At 39.0% G+C, this 16252-nt stretch carries 17 protein-coding genes; 6 read left to right on the top strand and 11 right to left on the bottom strand.

What is annotated here, in order from left to right:
- Positions 1–279 (top strand): IS3 family transposase (locus tag BM161_RS13910; RefSeq protein ID WP_143090585.1); only part of this gene is annotated, 279 nt, incomplete at its 5' end.
- A gap of 51 nt (positions 280–330) precedes the next feature.
- On the opposite strand, the gene BM161_RS13905 is transcribed toward BM161_RS13910, so the two are convergent.
- The 9 genes from BM161_RS13905 to BM161_RS13865 all read right to left on the bottom strand — a co-directional run bounded on the left by BM161_RS13905 (position 331) and on the right by BM161_RS13865 (position 11125).
- Positions 331–645, bottom strand: a complete 315-nt coding sequence (locus tag BM161_RS13905; protein WP_074933830.1) for a BrnA antitoxin family protein — start codon at positions 643–645, stop codon at positions 331–333.
- On the bottom strand, positions 620–904 hold the full coding sequence (locus tag BM161_RS13900) for a BrnT family toxin (protein ID WP_074933827.1): 285 nt from the start codon (positions 902–904) through the stop codon (positions 620–622). The genes BM161_RS13905 and BM161_RS13900 overlap by 26 nt, the downstream gene beginning before the upstream one ends.
- Before the next feature lie 183 nt (positions 905–1087).
- A complete protein-coding gene (locus tag BM161_RS13895; RefSeq protein WP_074933824.1) occupies positions 1088–2506 on the bottom strand; it encodes an Ig-like domain-containing protein in 1419 nt (472 codons plus the stop codon).
- A 21-nt stretch (positions 2507–2527) separates the two neighbouring features.
- On the bottom strand, positions 2528–3166 hold the full coding sequence (locus BM161_RS13890) for a hypothetical protein (protein ID WP_074933822.1): 639 nt from the start codon (positions 3164–3166) through the stop codon (positions 2528–2530).
- 107 nt (positions 3167–3273) lie between these two features.
- Positions 3274–4116, bottom strand: a complete 843-nt coding sequence (locus tag BM161_RS13885) for a glycoside hydrolase family 16 protein (RefSeq protein ID WP_083425817.1) — start codon at positions 4114–4116, stop codon at positions 3274–3276.
- Between the two features lie 3 nt (positions 4117–4119).
- Positions 4120–7260, bottom strand: a complete 3141-nt coding sequence (locus tag BM161_RS13880) for a glycoside hydrolase family 2 TIM barrel-domain containing protein (RefSeq protein WP_074933819.1) — start codon at positions 7258–7260, stop codon at positions 4120–4122.
- Positions 7253–8044, bottom strand: coding sequence for a sugar-binding protein (locus BM161_RS13875; RefSeq protein ID WP_074933817.1), 792 nt, complete (start codon positions 8042–8044; stop codon positions 7253–7255). The genes BM161_RS13880 and BM161_RS13875 overlap by 8 nt, the downstream gene beginning before the upstream one ends.
- An 89-nt stretch (positions 8045–8133) precedes the next feature.
- The gene (locus tag BM161_RS13870) at positions 8134–9771 is read right to left on the bottom strand and encodes an extracellular solute-binding protein (protein WP_074933814.1); all 1638 of its coding nucleotides are present in this window, start codon (positions 9769–9771) and stop codon (positions 8134–8136) included.
- Positions 9772–9946: 175 nt separating this feature from the next.
- A complete protein-coding gene (locus BM161_RS13865; protein WP_074933811.1) occupies positions 9947–11125 on the bottom strand; it encodes a site-specific DNA-methyltransferase in 1179 nt (392 codons plus the stop codon).
- A gap of 378 nt (positions 11126–11503) precedes the next feature.
- Between BM161_RS13865 and BM161_RS13860 the strand changes: the two genes are divergently transcribed.
- A complete protein-coding gene (locus tag BM161_RS13860; RefSeq protein WP_074933808.1) occupies positions 11504–11800 on the top strand; it encodes a hypothetical protein in 297 nt (98 codons plus the stop codon).
- A gap of 75 nt (positions 11801–11875) precedes the next feature.
- On the top strand, positions 11876–12253 hold the full coding sequence (locus BM161_RS13855) for a hypothetical protein (protein WP_074933806.1): 378 nt from the start codon (positions 11876–11878) through the stop codon (positions 12251–12253).
- Here the strand turns inward: BM161_RS13855 and BM161_RS13850 are convergent.
- The gene (locus tag BM161_RS13850) at positions 12246–12722 is read right to left on the bottom strand and encodes a hypothetical protein (RefSeq protein ID WP_074933803.1); all 477 of its coding nucleotides are present in this window, start codon (positions 12720–12722) and stop codon (positions 12246–12248) included. The two genes, BM161_RS13855 and BM161_RS13850, sit on opposite strands and share 8 nt — an antisense overlap.
- 50 nt (positions 12723–12772) lie before the next feature.
- On the opposite strand from BM161_RS13850, the gene BM161_RS13845 reads away from it, so the two are divergent.
- Complete coding sequence (locus tag BM161_RS13845) at positions 12773–13846, top strand: ORF6N domain-containing protein (RefSeq protein WP_074933800.1); 1074 nt, start codon at positions 12773–12775, stop codon at positions 13844–13846.
- A gap of 66 nt (positions 13847–13912) precedes the next feature.
- Here BM161_RS13845 and BM161_RS13840 read toward each other — a convergent pair whose 3' ends face one another.
- Positions 13913–15190, bottom strand: a complete 1278-nt coding sequence (locus BM161_RS13840) for an O-acetylhomoserine aminocarboxypropyltransferase/cysteine synthase family protein (protein ID WP_074933798.1) — start codon at positions 15188–15190, stop codon at positions 13913–13915.
- A 184-nt stretch (positions 15191–15374) separates the two neighbouring features.
- On the opposite strand from BM161_RS13840, the gene BM161_RS13835 reads away from it, so the two are divergent.
- Both BM161_RS13835 and BM161_RS13830 read left to right on the top strand, forming a co-directional pair.
- Positions 15375–15914 (top strand): hypothetical protein, encoded by a 540-nt coding sequence (locus BM161_RS13835; protein ID WP_074933795.1) that lies wholly within the window; start codon positions 15375–15377, stop codon positions 15912–15914.
- A 77-nt stretch (positions 15915–15991) separates the two neighbouring features.
- The coding region (locus BM161_RS13830; RefSeq protein ID WP_143090556.1) for a transposase at positions 15992–16252 on the top strand (261 nt) is incomplete at its 3' end.

The raw sequence follows: 16252 nt of genomic DNA, 5'->3' as shown, positions 1-16252 counted from the left end.
TGGCAGTATCAGATGTATGATTATCAGAGGCGACTGAAAGAAAAAGGAATCAGGCAAAGCATGTCGCGAAAAGGCAACTGTCTTGATAATTCGGTAATGGAGAATTTCTTTGGATTGCTGAAATCCGAACTTTTATATTTACAAAAGTTTGAATCCGTTGAACATTTCAAAAAAGAATTAGTTGAATATTTGTCTTGGTACAACGAAAAAAGAATTAAGGTTAAATTAAAAGGACTGACCCCTTTACAATTCAGGAATCAGTCCTTAAAATCAGCCTAGTTAAAGTGTCCAATAATTGGGGTGCACTTCAAGTGCACCGAGGATTTTTTTTTAGAGACATTTTTGTAAAAGTTCTTTATCATCAATACATAAATCAATCATTCTACTAAGAATTGCTGTATAACCCTTTCCAAGTTTTTTTGCTTTTTCAAGAGTTGAACTATTAACTCGCAATGCTATAACTTTCTTTTTTCTTTCTTCTCGTTGTTTTTTTGCAATTATTGCAAATTCTTTTAGTTGTTCCTCTGTAAGTTCAGGACAATCCTCATCATAAACTATGGGACTTTTTGCAGCTTTTTTTATTTCTTTGATTTGTTCTTTAGTTGGTTTTGCGTTTGGTTCAAGAGTATATTTTACTATTGCCATAATAAATCTCCTTTTCGTTCTTATTTGCTAATCGCGCAGAAATAATTCTGCCTTTATCTTCTCGTTCTGTAAAAACAACAAATAAAATTTTATTTACTTTTCCTATTGTAATATATCTGTCTTCATCTATTTTGCTGTGCACTTCATCATACATTTCTATACGATTTACATCATTAAAAACAAAGACAGCCGACTCAAAAGCAATTCCATGTTTTCTTTTATTCTTTTCGTTCTTTATTTCATCCCATTCGAATTCCATAATATAATACTCCTTGTAATACGTTTTGTCATCTCTTTTATTTTCTTTTTATTTTTCATAATTTTGCCTCCACTGTAATATACGTTTTGATATGCTGTTTTTGACAAAATTTTGGAATAAAAAAAAGCAGGTTCCCCGACGGAGAACCTGCTAAGGTAGGAGTATTTTTTCTATCTAATTAGATTATTTAACCTGTGGTGTAATATCATATACTTCTATATCAGATACTGTAATATCAGATTCTGCACCTGGGAAAGAAAGCAAACACAAGAAGTAATCTCGTTCTACTTTCTGGATTTCAGCAACGAGAGTTTTTGGTTCTCCAGCTGTATAAGAAATTCCATGTTGATCAATAGAACCGCCCTGATCTTCTTTCCATACACATCCTTCAAGTGATGCAGAAGATGATACAGTAACACTTACATAATAGTTTTTATCAGCTTCAAAGATTTTACCTTCTTCTGCAGAAACCTTAAGGAAAAGCTGACAAGACCATTCGCCCCAAGCATTATCATTTGGTTTATGCATTGTTACTGTTCCATTTTGAATGGAAACTACATCACCCAATTCTGTTACATTACCACCAACATCTTTGAGCAATTTTTCAAATTCAATTGTATTTACAAGATTTGTCATATTACCCATTACTGTAATGTTTGCAGTAGCAGTCAAAGGATCATCTTTACCTTCTACTGAATAAGAAGCTGTCACGGTAAGAGAACCTGTTTTTGTACCTACTTTAAGAAGACCATCAGATGTAATAGATACTCCTTCAGATGCTTCTCCAGCAAAAGTATATGTTACTTCACTTGTACGATCTGCAAAACTCGAATCTTTAACTATAAACTGTTGTGTACCACTTTGTTTAATGTGAGCACTTGAAGGTGTAATTGTTATACCTGTAATTTCTTTTGCACTAGGATCTTCTGCTGCCGCAAAGTAAACCTCATTCAACTTAAGAGAACCTTCGCCACCAATAATAATTGCAAATTCTGTTGCATTTTTAGGAGCATTTCCGAATGCTGTCAGAGGGAAATAATAAGTTCTTTCATTTCCATTTTTCACAAACTTACCAGAGAAGTCTACCTGTACATCAGGAACTTTTACATTTACACCTGCATTACCAGCTCCATCTTCAGTTCTATTAACAGTGAAATCAGTTGTATCAAGTGTAAATACGATATAGTCATATCCAGCTAATGTACCAGCGTCAAAACCTGAAAAAGGGATACAAACACCTTTTGGTGCGGCTGGATCCCACATACCAGTTGAAGAACCTGTAACAGTATATGTTCCATCTCCATTTTCATCAACTTTAGAACCAGCTCCCCAGTCTCCAATTTCCTTATTTGAAGCCTGTTTTGGAGAACTTACCAAATAATGCTTAAATTCAATACCTGTTGTTGGTGCTACAAAATCAGCATCTGGTTTATCGTTATCTACTGGTGTAGGTGTAGGTGTAGGTGTTGGTGTTGGTGTAGGTGTTGGTGTTGGTGTCTCAACTACTGTTGGGTCAATCTCCTCTTCTACTGGTGAAGAACATCCTGCGAAAAGCAGAGATGCTGCCAAAACTGCTGTTCCTAAAAACTTTAATTTTTTCATTTTTTTGCTCCTGTATTTTTTTTATTCGTTTCTTGATGGAGTTGTTTCTTTTCCATCTGCGTCTAAGAATTTAATATTTCTGATAGTAACTACTGAATCTGAAGTTACAATTCCAGATCCTTCACCACCAATATCAAGAACGCCATAACAGTCTGTTCCAGGATTGCTCAAAGTATAAGTTTTTGTTGCAAATTCTGTAGACAGTGTAATAGTTTTCTTATTTACTGGGTTTGAATCTCTAGGGCTCTGTGAGACCCAGATATCTCCTGCTTCTGATGCCTTTGCTTCAAAAGTAATTGTTTTAACTTTCGACATATCAAAAGTTACTGGATTACTGTTTGCCCCAACAGAAGCATCATTACAAAAACAAATTCCCCACCAGCCTTCATCAAGAACTGTAATTTCCAATCCTTCTTCTGTTTCAGCGAGAGATGCTGTAAAATTATATGGTTCCCATTCAGACTGCCATACCTGCATAGAAGCCCCTTCAAATGAAGACCAGAGTGTTGACGCATTTCCGCCAGCTCCACCACCGCCGCCAGTAGTTGTTTTTTTAGGGTCTTCCAACAGTTCATCTTCTGTTGCCATATCGCAGCTTGCAAAAGAAATTGCCATTGTAATCATTGCGAAAGCTGCAAAAATCTTTAACATTTTTTTCATAGGTTCCTCCTGTGTTTTTTTACAATCTTATTTTCATATTGAACTTACTAAATTAAAAGTCCTGTAATTTTCAGTTTGGTGTTTTATTTTCTGTTTGAATCATACCATTACTGATATACACGGATGTAATCAATCAAGAATTCTGCCTCTCCTCCAAGTGTATTAACATCATTCAGTGGTCCACCAAGATCTCCACCAATAGCAAGGTTCAAGATGATGTAGAAATCTTCATTATATGGCCAGTTAGCTGTTGTTCTATCATTTTCATAACTTCCCTTAAGAACATCATCGTAGTAGCAAGAGATTTTGTTTTCTTCCCACTTAACTGCAAAGGTATGCCATTCAGAAGAAAGTTCATCTCCATAAACCTTTCGCCCAATTGATTTACCATTTCCGCCATAGTGACCTTCTGCATGAAGGGTACTAAAAACCTTATGATTTCCACAGGTTGATGGAGCATTTTCCATGATGTCAATTTCACCACTCTTTGGCCAATCTCCATAAACACTGTTCTGAGGCATCATCCAGAATGCAGGCCATGCACCTTTGCGGTCTGTAATTTTAAGTCTGCCTTCAATAAAACCATATTTCCAGCTTTCCTTAGAATTAAGACGGGCACTTACCCATTTATTATTTTCTTTGAAGGCTTTTATCTTCAAAACACCATCTTCAACTACAGCTGTTTTTGCTTCTGTAGAATTATCAAGATAGTTCTGAAGTTCGTGATTACCCCAACCATTATCTCCAGTCTGGTACTTCCATTTGTTTACATCTGGTACGCCAGTGTAGTTAAACTCATCCTGCCATACTAAAGTAAGTCCCTCTTTATCTTCTGGCTTTAATGTTTCTTCAACTTCTTTCTGTGGAAGAAACATACACGACGTACTCATGATTACTGCTACTCCTGAAAGCAGCAGCAATCTAGTAATATTAGAAAGCTGCTTTTTCATAAACTATAATCCTATGTTCAAATATGTTGTTACTTCTACGAATGTAGAACCATTCTTTACACCGCCCTTTGGCAATGCACCGTATGGATCGTCACTGTACTTGCCAAACTTGCGGCCATTTACTTTAAGGCCAATTCTGTTTGTTGCATCCAGGAATGAAGGCTGATCTCCAAAGCCGTATGCAAGGTCGAATGTAAACTGCAATGGGAAGGTCATATTAAAGTTACGCCACCATCCTTCTGGGCCCCATGCATTGATTGACCAGTTTGTAGAACCAATCCAGTGGTTGTAGCGGGCTGCAAGACCTGCATTTGCAAAGTAAATATATTCTGGAGTTTTTGCTGCTATGTAAGCACCTGTTGTTGCTCCAAGATAACCACCATCTGCAGTTACAATTACGCGCAGATTTGGAATTGGATTTGTTACAATTCTTGTTCCAACCTGCCAGAGATTTTTCTGTTCTGGAAGAGCAGTTCCCTGATCGAACCAAACTTTGTCAGTTACCTTAATTCCTGTTGGAGTTTCTTTCTCAACTGGAGTATTACTCTTGTAAGGAATGTTATCTGTCTTTCCTGCATAGAGTGTGTACATACCTGTGAGTGAGAAGGCAAACTTTGCACCTTCAATATCATCACCATTCCATTCGTGGAACCATGTAGCTCCTTCTGGGTCGTATGTAAGAACTGCTTCAACTTCAATTGCCTGACGGTTTCCAAGTCCTACGATAAATGGAGAACCCTGAAGAAGACTGCGGTCTTTTGGTCCCTGAAGTGGAACACGTGCTCTAACAACTGGTTTGAATACGAAGTCGCCATAGCTTGCATCAACTCCAGCCTGTACTTCAAATCTGTTTCCTGCTCCTGAGTCTGCTGTAAAGAAGCTTCCTCTTACTGCTGCAGGATTTGTTTCTGCTACAAGACCACGGTAGATTGCGTTTCCATAGATGTACATGTGCTGGAACATATTTGTACCAAGCTGAGCATAACCACCAAGGGTATCAATCATCTTAACCTTTGCAAGTTTTCCGTTTGCCTTTGTATAAACTGCATCAACCTTTTCATTTCCGGCATGGAGCCCACCAACTTTGAGTGTTACCCATGGATCGAGAACTGCTTCTGCATAGATAGATGCTTTTCTTCCAGCTCCGAATGCTCCGTATGGATCAAAGTTTACTTCTGATTTAGCACCAAACTCTTCTGCATAAACAAGGCCGATTGTAAAGTCTGGAAGATATACAGATGCTGTTGGCAGCCACTTAAAGTAGTTTGCCTGAATCTGAGGTTTTGCGCTTCCCCAAATTTCTGGTCCACCGATTACAGAAAGACCTTCTAAAAGTCCTTTTCCTACAAGCTCAATTGCAATTGGGGCCTTTGAACCGTATGTATCATAACCGATGATATCGAAGGCTTCTTTTGAAATATTGAAGATATCGCCTGTGTTTTCAAAGCTTGCATGTCCTACATGATAGTAACCATTAAGATCGAACAAGCTGCCACTATAATTTACAGATGCAGAATAGAAATCTACATACTTGAGTTCTGGTTCTGCGTTACTGTTACCTTCAACAGATTTATAATAAGAAGGATATTCTTCTCCAAGATTTGTACGAGGAGCGTCGGTCCATGCTTTTACCACAACAGAACCTGTAAGATTCTCAAGAGGAGCAATTGTTAAACCCAAATTTGTTTCTGCGCTAACTCTTGTCTTATTTGTTTCACCAAGTTCATTTTGATATTCAAAAGAATCCTTTAACCCTTCCTTCTTTTTAAGGGCGCCCAAAACTCTGTTTACATAAACTGGTGTTGTTACCTGAACTGTTGCATCAAGTGTATCAATCTGAACAATCTTATTTTCGTTGATCATTTCTTTGATAGATTTTTCGTTTCCGTTTGCAAGATACATTGCTGTATCAAGGGAAGCAAAGGTTCTATCAATGTCTGCTTCTGTTGATTTGTAAAGTGAGAGCTTCCAGATGTCCTGCAAGAGGTAATAAGCAGCACGAGGAATGCGTTTATTGATTCCGCGGTCTGTAAGTTTGCTCTGTGCACAAATACCGAACCATTCCTCATCCATGTTGTTGAGGCCATCGCGGTAGTCGAGCTCGTAACCAGAGTTAGACCATGTACCTGTATCATTATGAAGATCGAGTTCTTTGTTCTGATAGTGCTTCCACCATTCATCAATCCATTCGAAAACGAATCCACCAATTACATTCTGTGAGCGGCCTTTGCCATAACCCTGCTGGTAGATTTCTTTCCACTGGCTCATAAGGTATGCCATCTGAGCATACTGGTCTTCCTGATGAGTGATTTCATTGTAAGCATCTGCTCCGGCTTCTGTGAACATAAGAGGCTTGTCGAGAACTTCTGCAACATTTTCGTAGAATGAATCGTAGAAGCGGAATCCGCGGTAAGCGTTTACACCAAGAATATCCAAAGAAGGACAAAGTTCTTTAATGAGTTCGAGATACTGTGTATCACCATTTACAATTCCAACCGGGTGGAATGGGTCGATGTCTTTACAAGCTGCCATTGCTTCTTCAAGAAGACTGTAGAGGTAACCTGCTTTAACTGTGTTCTGTTCACCAACCGGAAGGTTTTCAATTTCTGATCCTGACCATACAAGTCCGTAGTTACTTTCGTTACCGAACATGTACATAAGCACACCGTTTACAGCGCGGTATTTTTCTGCTGTCTCTTCTGCCATTGCAATAAGAGTTTCGCGTGTGTACTGATCAGAATAATCTGTATTTGCATACCAGGTGCCGTTTACTGTAACACCGTAGCGGCCAAGAAGATTATTTACGATTGTGTAGATACCGTATTTTGTATAAATGTACTCTACCCACTTTGGAGGAATATCACTGAAACAGCGGATTGCATTTACACCCATTGCTTTGAGCATTGGCATATCTGTATCAATCATGCGTTCAATGTATTCATCACTCTTTGACCAGAGATCATAAGTATGAGTTTCACCAATTGGTGTGTATGACCAAACAATACCTTTTACTTCAATTTCCTTGCGGTCATCCAAAAGACGCCAACCCTTGTCATCTTTTTTTACTGTGATGAACTGAGCGAAAATTGAAATATTAACAAAAGCTACTAATGCTGCAAAAACAGCTAAACGTTTTTTATTCATTTCCAGCCTCCTCAAGTGCAACTACAACACCGTCTCCCCATGAACTTGCATCGAGGTAAGTGTTATCTTTGCCACTGTTCCAGTGAATAAGACGTGCACGTTCTTTTCCGCCGTCTGCATCGTTAATCTGGAAGTCGCCGCGAACCTTCTGCTTTGGCTTTAATTTCTTAACGCTTAAGAGTGAGAATGGAACTGCTGCTTCGATTTTGTATCCATGTTCTGAGTAAACAACTGAGGCTTTAATGCTTCCAACCATTGAAACATCATTTACACTTACATCGTATGCTGATTTATTTGTCTTGCTCTGAGGTACAATTCTTACACGATGGTCTGTGCTCTTGTAGAAGGTGTGATAACCTGTATCTGTTCCGAAGAAGAATTCGATTGAGTCATCGCGCCAGCCCTGTGGTGCCGGGAACTTGTTTTCCTGTGGCTCATCGTCATCAATGTCTGCGAAGATGTAGAGGAAAGAGTCATCTGCTCTAACTTTAAACAAACCGTCTGTATTTTCTGGATTGAACATTCCACCATAAACCATGCGGCGTACACGAACACCATCCAATCCTTCCCACTCGCTGAAGTCGCCGTCGATTACAGGAGACTTTGAACTTGAGTAATAAACCTTGAAGTTCTTCTCCTGTTCGCCAGCATCTGCAAAAGCTTCTTCAGGAGGCAAATACGGAGGTTCAACAATTTTTTTTGCATTAATTGCAAGACATGAAGAAAGAAGCATCATTACAGCTCCGCTCAACATTCCTGCAATAACAAAGTTCTGTTTTTTCATTTTGTTATCCTCTTTTTCCGTTTACTCTCTCCGAAAAAAGAATTCTTTTTTAAATCAGTGTTTTGAAATAATTTTTATATTTCGGTATTTTACATTCCAAGTTTTGCCTTATTGGCATTCATCAACTTTGACTGTGCAGCAATTACCTTATCGATGCCCTTGTCTTTCTTGTATTTGTTGAACTGTGCAACGATTGAATCGAACTCTGCTTCTGTCTTAGCACGAATGAGCTGTGGAAGAACCTTACCCCAGCGACGCTGAATGTCTTCGTAAATCAACTGCTCTTCTGAACCAACTGGGAGAGTAAGTCCATCATAAGCTGCGAATGAGTGTACATAAGGACGTGTCCAGAGCTGTGGCTGTCCGAGTGAAGGAGCATATTCTGTTCCCCACTGTGCCTGCCATGCTGTATCCATAAGCATCCAGTATGTGTACATAATTCCAACTTCTGTTTCCTGCTTGTTCTTATCTGTTGAATCAAGCTGCTTCATTTCTGGTGTGAGCTCTGGGATTCCGTTCTTCATTACGTATGTTTTGTTTGGAACACCAAAGTTTGTATCCATCTGTCCTTCTTCACTGATGAGGTAAGAAAGGAACTGAATAGCACGTGCCTTGTCTTTACAATTCTTTGAAATCAATGTGATTGTCCAACCAGCAATTCCGCCTCCAGCAAGAGTTGGATCATCGCCCTTAGAATTCTTTGGACCGTCAACTGCGATATAGATTGAGTTTGGATCTCTTGCATAAAGTGCATGCTGAGCTGCCTGCATATCCCAGTTCTGATAGAGCATACAGAAGTAACGTCCCTGTGCTGCCTTCTCTTCAATCTGGCTTCTCTTGTCTACGAACATATCTGTAGCGATAAGACCTTCTGAGTGAGCCTGGCGAAGAGCCTTCATCCAGCGGAGATATTCTGGATCATCTGTAAGTCCGAGATCTGCGTTTACAAACTTTCCGTCCTTCTCTGGTGGAATTGCGAGGAAGTGTGCAAGGTATCCCTGAAGCTGTGTACAACCTGTATCACCGAATTCATTTGTTGTGAAAGGAATGAGTGGCTGTCCGTTTACTGTAGGGAACTTCTGCTTTGCCATTCTGAGAGCCTTAACAAATCCTTCTGGAGTTGTCATGTCTGGCTTTCCGAGTGCTTCATACATATCTTTTCTTACGAGGAAAGTTTCGTTTGATGTAAGTTTTCCTGCGTAGTTCTTGTAGTCTGTTGGTGTGTAAGAAGCGTTAGGATAACCGTAAACGTGTCCGTCTTCCTGGCGGTACCAGCCGAGTTTATCAGGATTAGAAACCTTAAAGAAATAAGGATCATATTTTTTTGCGAGTTCATCGAGTGGCTCAACGAGACCTGCGTCGATCATCATTGGAACCTGTCCTTCCCACCATCCCAAAGTAATGAGATCTGGAAGTGCATCACCAGCGATCATTGAGTTGAGCTTTTCTGATTCGTTTCCTGCAGGAACGATGAAGTTGATGTCTACACCAGTTTTTTCTGTGATGTACTTTGAAACCATTGAGTCGCCCCAGTGACGAGCGAACCAGCTGAAGTTAATGTACCAGTCAAATTTGATTGGCTTGTCTGTATTCAATGTCCAGCCTGCAGTCTTAGCAGTTCCAGCTACTGTTGCTTTTGATTTTGTAGACTTCTTTGGCTTGGCATAAATTGATGATGCCATTACGGCAAGTACCATTGCGAATGCAATCAGTTTTATTTTTTTCATACCTTACTCCTGATTCTGCTACTCTGATAGCAGTCTGTTATAATTACAGTGTGAGTATAGGTTTGAAGGCTTGTGTTTGAAAGTCTGAAAAATTTCTAAAAGGTTTTATTTTTTCGGTTGAACCGAAAATTTTGCGATATGTTATCGGGGAAAACTTTTAGGTTTTGCTGAAAATCTATTCTAAAACCGAAAATTTTATAACCTCACCGTAGAAGCCGGCAACTTTCTGACAGCGTTTTTTGCAGATGGAGCTGATGCCATTTTCGTCTTTTTGAACGAGAATTGTGCGGCGATTTGTGTCTTCCTGAGCGTTGAGTTCGCATACTGCTTCGAAGGTTGTTCCGCTTCCTGCAAAAAAATCCATGATGATTGCGTCGGCCGGCTGACGTGTTATTTGGATTAAATGTTTAATCAGACTGACGGGTTTTGGATTATCGAAGGCGCCTTTTTCGCCAAGAAGCTCGTCTAAGTGATGTTGAGCGGCGCGAGTGCTGTCCGTGCAATTTATTATATTACGAGGAATTACCTCGGTTGTATCTTCATTGAAAATTTTGACTCTTGGGACTTTGTCGTAGGCCGGAGCCTTACCCCAGAAAATGCGGTTATCGGCAATGAGTTCTTTCATGTGAACTTCATCGGTCTGCCATTGGCGGGTCCAGACTTTACCACTTGGAGAAACTACCGAATAGTAGTTTTTGTGATTAGGATTTGAGCGCGTTTCGGTGAAAGAAATGCTGCCGGAAAACCAGTTACCGCGCGGGTCATCGTCTACATTTTTTGTTGCCCAGCCGGTGGCTTCAACTTCGCGGAAAGCGGGAAGTTTGCGTTTGTCGCGTGCGTAGCAGAGTGTATGCTGCTGAAGAGTGCGCGACCAGGTGTCTTTTTTTCCCTTGCCATGAAGCCACATAAAATCATTTACAAAATTTTCTTCGCCAAAAATCTGGTCGCAAAGAAGCTTGAGTGTATAGAGTTCGCTCTGGTCAATAGCGATGAAGATGCAGCCGGTTTCTGTGAGAAGAGGACGGGCTGCGGTGAGTCGGCGCTGCATGAAGCTGAGCCACTGACTGTGACGATCGGCTGTGCCATGGGCGTCGCGGGCGGTAAAGTTGTCGTTATAGGTAAAGTCGTTTCCGGTGTTGTAAGGCGGGTCGATATAGATGAGGTCGACCGAGGAAGTGAGGTTTGGGCAGTTAGCCGCGCCTCCGCCAAGCTTTTTCAAAACTGGATAGTTGTCGCCTTTAATTAGAAGATGCTCAAAAGAGGCCGGGATCCGCGGCGAAAAATTGGAATTCGCAATAAAATCCGGCGAGTCTGCAGGTTCGGGGTAGTCTGTCCAGGTAAGTTGTAAAGGCATAAGTTAATTATATGATTTCTTTGATTAACGGGTCAAGGATAAGAATTGTCTGTTTACCGTAGTTATCCTGAATGCAGTATAAATATTGATGAACAAACTTTCAATCAGATAGCTTTACGATATAAGATTTATTTTGCAACAACTGATTTGAAAGATATTATATTTACACCAAAGACAGTGTTGCCGCAAGGTATGTCTGATTATTACTTTACCCATTTACAGGTGAAGTTTCCTAGAAAATAAAAAAAGAAGGTAGCCAATGAAGACCACCTTCTTTTTTTAAGATTTATGACTGATTAGTATGCTATATAATCTGAATAGTCTCGTATCCTTTTACCTATAAGTCTTTCAAGACATTCTTTAGCTCTGCAATCCTGTATGATTATTTCTTCCTTGTTTAATATCCACAAAATCTTAGAAGCTGCAACAATTGCATTTTTATTTTTGCCTGCAAGTAATTTGGCTTTGAACAATACATTTGAAAAAACTTCAACATCTGAACTTTTTGGTTTTTTGTTTAAATACTCTTTTGCTTTCGCAATGACACTCATCCGCATAGCCGAAGCCCTGGAAGTAAGTCCCCGCGAGTTTTTCCCTGAAAGCACAAATGAATCAGATATAAATGTTAAAAATGAAATAAAATCTGAAATTATGGAACTGCTTGCCCGCTTATAAATATTTCATTTGTCGCTTTCAAAACGACCAGTTCCTATTCAACCTCTTGTATTCTTTTCTCAAAGGAGGAATACAATGTCCGATCAAGAAAAATACGAAAATAAAGAACATGATAAATTCTTTGAACAATTGAAAAAGGTTGAGATTACACCTTTGCCTTATTTTTCAAGTGAATTACTAGCTCTACCTGAAGATGTCCTTAAAGAACTGAGAAAAACGGCTGACAGACATAATTGTACTGTAAGTTACGTAATAGAACACTTTCTTGAAGATTTTCTTTCTGAAATCAAAGATATTTCTGAAATCACACAAGAAAGCCTGCTTCAAGTTTCGAAAGAAAAATCTTTTCTTTTTATTAAAAAAGGGGGTAAGCCTTTTGCGCGAGTTTCTTTCTTTGGAGAAATTGAAAAAAGGTCTAAGGACTATGCTCTAAAAGAAAAAGAGTCTAAATAACCTTCTCTCTATAATGGTCCAATATCTGATTTACAGTTATGACATCAAAAATCTTATGTCCAATGCAATAACGCAAAATCAGATCTGACCGCAGGCTTTTTGAAAGAGAATAACCGGCAGATTTTAACAAGTTTTCTGTTTCGTCTGTATTTAGATTCATTGCGAGGCACAATTTGAGCAAAGTGTTTTTATTCGGATGGTAATCTGGCTGAGTTCGGATTTTTGAGAAAAGTTTGCGGTCTACATCGGCTTTTTTGTAGACTTCAACTTCATCAAGCTGCTTTGAAAGAATAAGGTTACGAATATTATCCTGCAGAATTTCGTCAGACTGTTTTAGATAGTCATTGATTGAAGCATAATTGGGAGTAGGTTCTTTTATATCAAACTCAGTTTTAAGCGCTTCATAGCAAAACTCAAGTTTGATATATGAGTCTATTTCTTCAAAGTTGATTTGAATCGGATTCTGCATAAATAAAGTATGTAGGAATTTTCTAATTTATTAAAGAGCGAGATTAAACTATGGAAGAAAAAACTGAAGTAATTATTGAAGAACAATTACTCAAAGATAAGATTTACCTTATTCGTGGTGTTCAGGTTATGCTGGATTCTGATCTGGCAGAGATTTATGGATATACAACAAAAGCTTTTAATCAACAGGTAAAGAATAATATTGAGAAGTTTGATGAAGAAGATTTGATGTTTCGATTATCTGATGATGAAGCCAAGGAACTTTCAAAGTCAAAAAATTTTACCTTGAATGATGGCTTTTTGAGGTCAAAAATTTTGACCTCAAAAATAGAAACTCGGGGAGGCCGTCAATATGCCCCCTATGCATTCACCGAACAAGGTGTTTACATGCTTATGACAGTTCTCAAAGGAGAACTTGCCACAAAACAGAGTAAGGCACTTGTCCGCCTCTTTAAGCAAATGAAGGACTATATTGTAGATAATCAGCAGATGATAAATCAACGTGATTTTCTACGGCTTTCTTTACAGACTGCTGAAAATGCTCAGAATATTATCGAATTCCGCCAAAAACTCACAGAAATCGACGATAAAGTTGAAAATGTTGTAAGCAATCTTGGAGACATGGTAAGAAGATCTGAACTCTCACCTATAATGTTAAATCTTGGAAAACCAGAGATTCCACCCGGTTGGCTCATATTAAATGGTCAGCCAGTAGAAAGTGATTTGGCATATCAGCAGATTTATTCATTGGCAAACATGTCTATTACTATTATTGACAATTATATTTCCCTAAAAACTCTAGTACTTTTCAAGCACGCTAAACAAAATGTTTCTGTAACAATCTATACTGACAACATAAATAACGGACTTCACAAAGTTGAATTTGATGATTTTTGCAAAGAATATTCCGGCCTAAAAATCGACATCAAAAAAGCAGACAATATTATTCATGACCGCTACATCATCCTTGATTACAACACACCTAATGAGAAAATCTATCATTGTGGCTCTTCCTCAAAAGATGGAGGCAGGAAAGTTACAACCATCACAAAAATTGATGATACATCTATTTACAAACCGCTATTGGCTAAATTACAAAAGAATCTGCCTCTTATACTTAAATAGGAAATAAAAAAAGGAAGAAGGCTTTTTCCTTCTTCCTTCATAAATCAAATAAACTGACAATCGAAATCAGACAGCTGCCAATCCGCCCTTGAGGTCTTCGATGATGTCATCTACATTTTCGAGGCCGACAGAAACGCGAACCATTCCACCATCGATTCCGGCTGCTACGAGCTGTTCGTCTGTGAGCTGGCGGTGAGTTGCGCTGGCTGGGTGAAGAACACAGGTACGGATGTCGGCAACGTGTACTTCGTCGCAGGCAAGCTTTAGTGCATCCATAAAGCGAACTGCTGCCTGGCGGCCACCCTTAATGCTGATAGAAATTACACCACAAGTTCCGTTTGGAAGATACTTCTGAGCGCGCTCGTAGTATTTATCTCCAGGAAGTCCAGGGTAAATTACCTTTGCAATTTTGTCTGATGACTTGAAGAACTCTGCTACCTTACGTGCATTTGCACAGTAACGTTCCATACGAACAGGAAGTGTTTCAAGACCCATGTTCAAATAGAAAGCACTCTGTGCTGCAGGGTAACAACCGAAGTCTCTCATTAGCTGTGTACGAGCCTTTACGATATAAGCAGCCTTCCCAAAATCTCCAACATAGCGAAGTCCGTGGTAGCTTTCATCCGGCTCAACCATATCAGCAAACTTTCCTGTAGCCTTATAAGCTTTTTCCCAGTCAAAGTTTCCTGAGTCTACGATACAACCGCCGCCCTGAACTGCGTGACCATCCATATATTTTGTTGTTGAATGAACTACAATGTCTGCACCCCATTCGAAAGGACGGCAGAGATAAGGAGTTGCAAAAGTATTATCTACGATAAGTGGAAGATTATTGTCGTGAGCAACTTTTGCCCAAGTTTCAAAATCAAAAACTGTAAGGGCTGGGTTTGCAATTGTTTCACCAAAGATACATTTTGTATTTGGTTTAATTGCCTTACAGATTTCTTCATAAGAAGCATCAACGTCAACCCAGATACATTCAATGCCAAGCTTTTTAAGTGTGAAACCAAAGAGGTTGATTGTTCCACCGTAAATGCTTGAAGAAGCAATAAAGCTGTCGCCAGCACAGCAGAGGTTCAAAACAGAAAGGAGAGAAGCTGCCTGTCCGCTGCTTGTAAGCATACAGCCAACACCACCTTCGAGGTCTGCAATTTTCTTTTCAACTGCATCGCAGGTTGGGTTAGCGAAGCGTGAATACATAAATTCAGTTGGCTTGTCAAAAAGAGCAGCAACGTGATCGCAGCTGTCAAAACGGTAAGTTGTACTCTGTACAATTGGGATTGTTCCAGGTCCGCCATTTTCTGGTTTATAGCCTGAATGCAAAACTTTGGTTTCTATTTTCATTTTTTTCTCCTGCTAAATTTCTTTAATTATACTGAAATGAATTGAAAAATGGAATGATTTAAACCGACCTTAGTCATATTCCCTGTGACATCTGTCACAAACTTTGGTAACTTTGGTTCTTTTAGGGATTTTTATATTGCGCGCATAATTTTTTTATTTAATAATTCAGGCAAGGAGTAAAAAAATGAATAAAACTATCATTAATTCAAAACCTTTTCAGTTGGTTGTAAGAGTTTTCGGGCTGTTCACAGCAGCACTTCTTCTTGTTACAACATGTCCTCGACTTGTAGATTTCATTAAAAATGATTGCTACTCTAGTCAGCCTGAGGTAAAACTTGATTACCTTATTTCAATTACTATGAATCTGATTGTTATAGTTATTGGAATAATAATGGCAATCAAGCCTTCTTTGTATTTCCTCATTGGATTTGCCAGCTTTATGTATTCTGTTGTAATTGCAAGTGCAGGGCCGCTCAATATGATGCACATTCCAATGTTGTTTTTGACAATTGGTATTCTGCTCTGCTCAGACTTTTACAAAAAGCATAAGAATATTGTGATTGGAATTATCTGTGGTATTTGTTTGTATGAGATTTTGATTCCACTGCGCTTTGATGCTGCAACCTTTGTACGTTCATTAATCCAGAAAATCGGTTACTCATTCACAATCGCAGTTGCACTCTTCTTCTTTATTCAGGCTAAGAAGGATAAGCAGGAAGAATAAAAAAAAGATTCCCGGGTCAAGTGAAGTGCACCCCTAAAGTTGGACAAATAAAGTTCACTTTAGGAGGTGCTTTTTTTATGTCCAAATACTCAGAAGAGTTCAAACTAAAGATTGTCTTAGACTATATTGAAGAACATATAAGTCCAGAACAACAAGAAAAAGCATATGGAGTAAGTTCAAGTCAAATTAGACAGTGGATTGCCCAGTACAAATTAAATGGAAAATTTACAAAACCAACCCGACATTTTAGCGGAGAATTTAAGCTAAAAGTGCTAAACTATCAACAAGAGCATAATCTTTCAAATTTACAGGTTGCATTGCTTTTCGGTATTACAAAT

This window comes from Treponema bryantii, assembly GCF_900113965.1.
Taxonomy (GTDB): domain Bacteria; phylum Spirochaetota; class Spirochaetia; order Treponematales; family Treponemataceae; genus Treponema_D; species Treponema_D bryantii_A.
The sequence above is the reverse complement of the archived record's forward strand: the minus strand, read 5'-3'. Positions and strand labels throughout refer to the sequence as shown.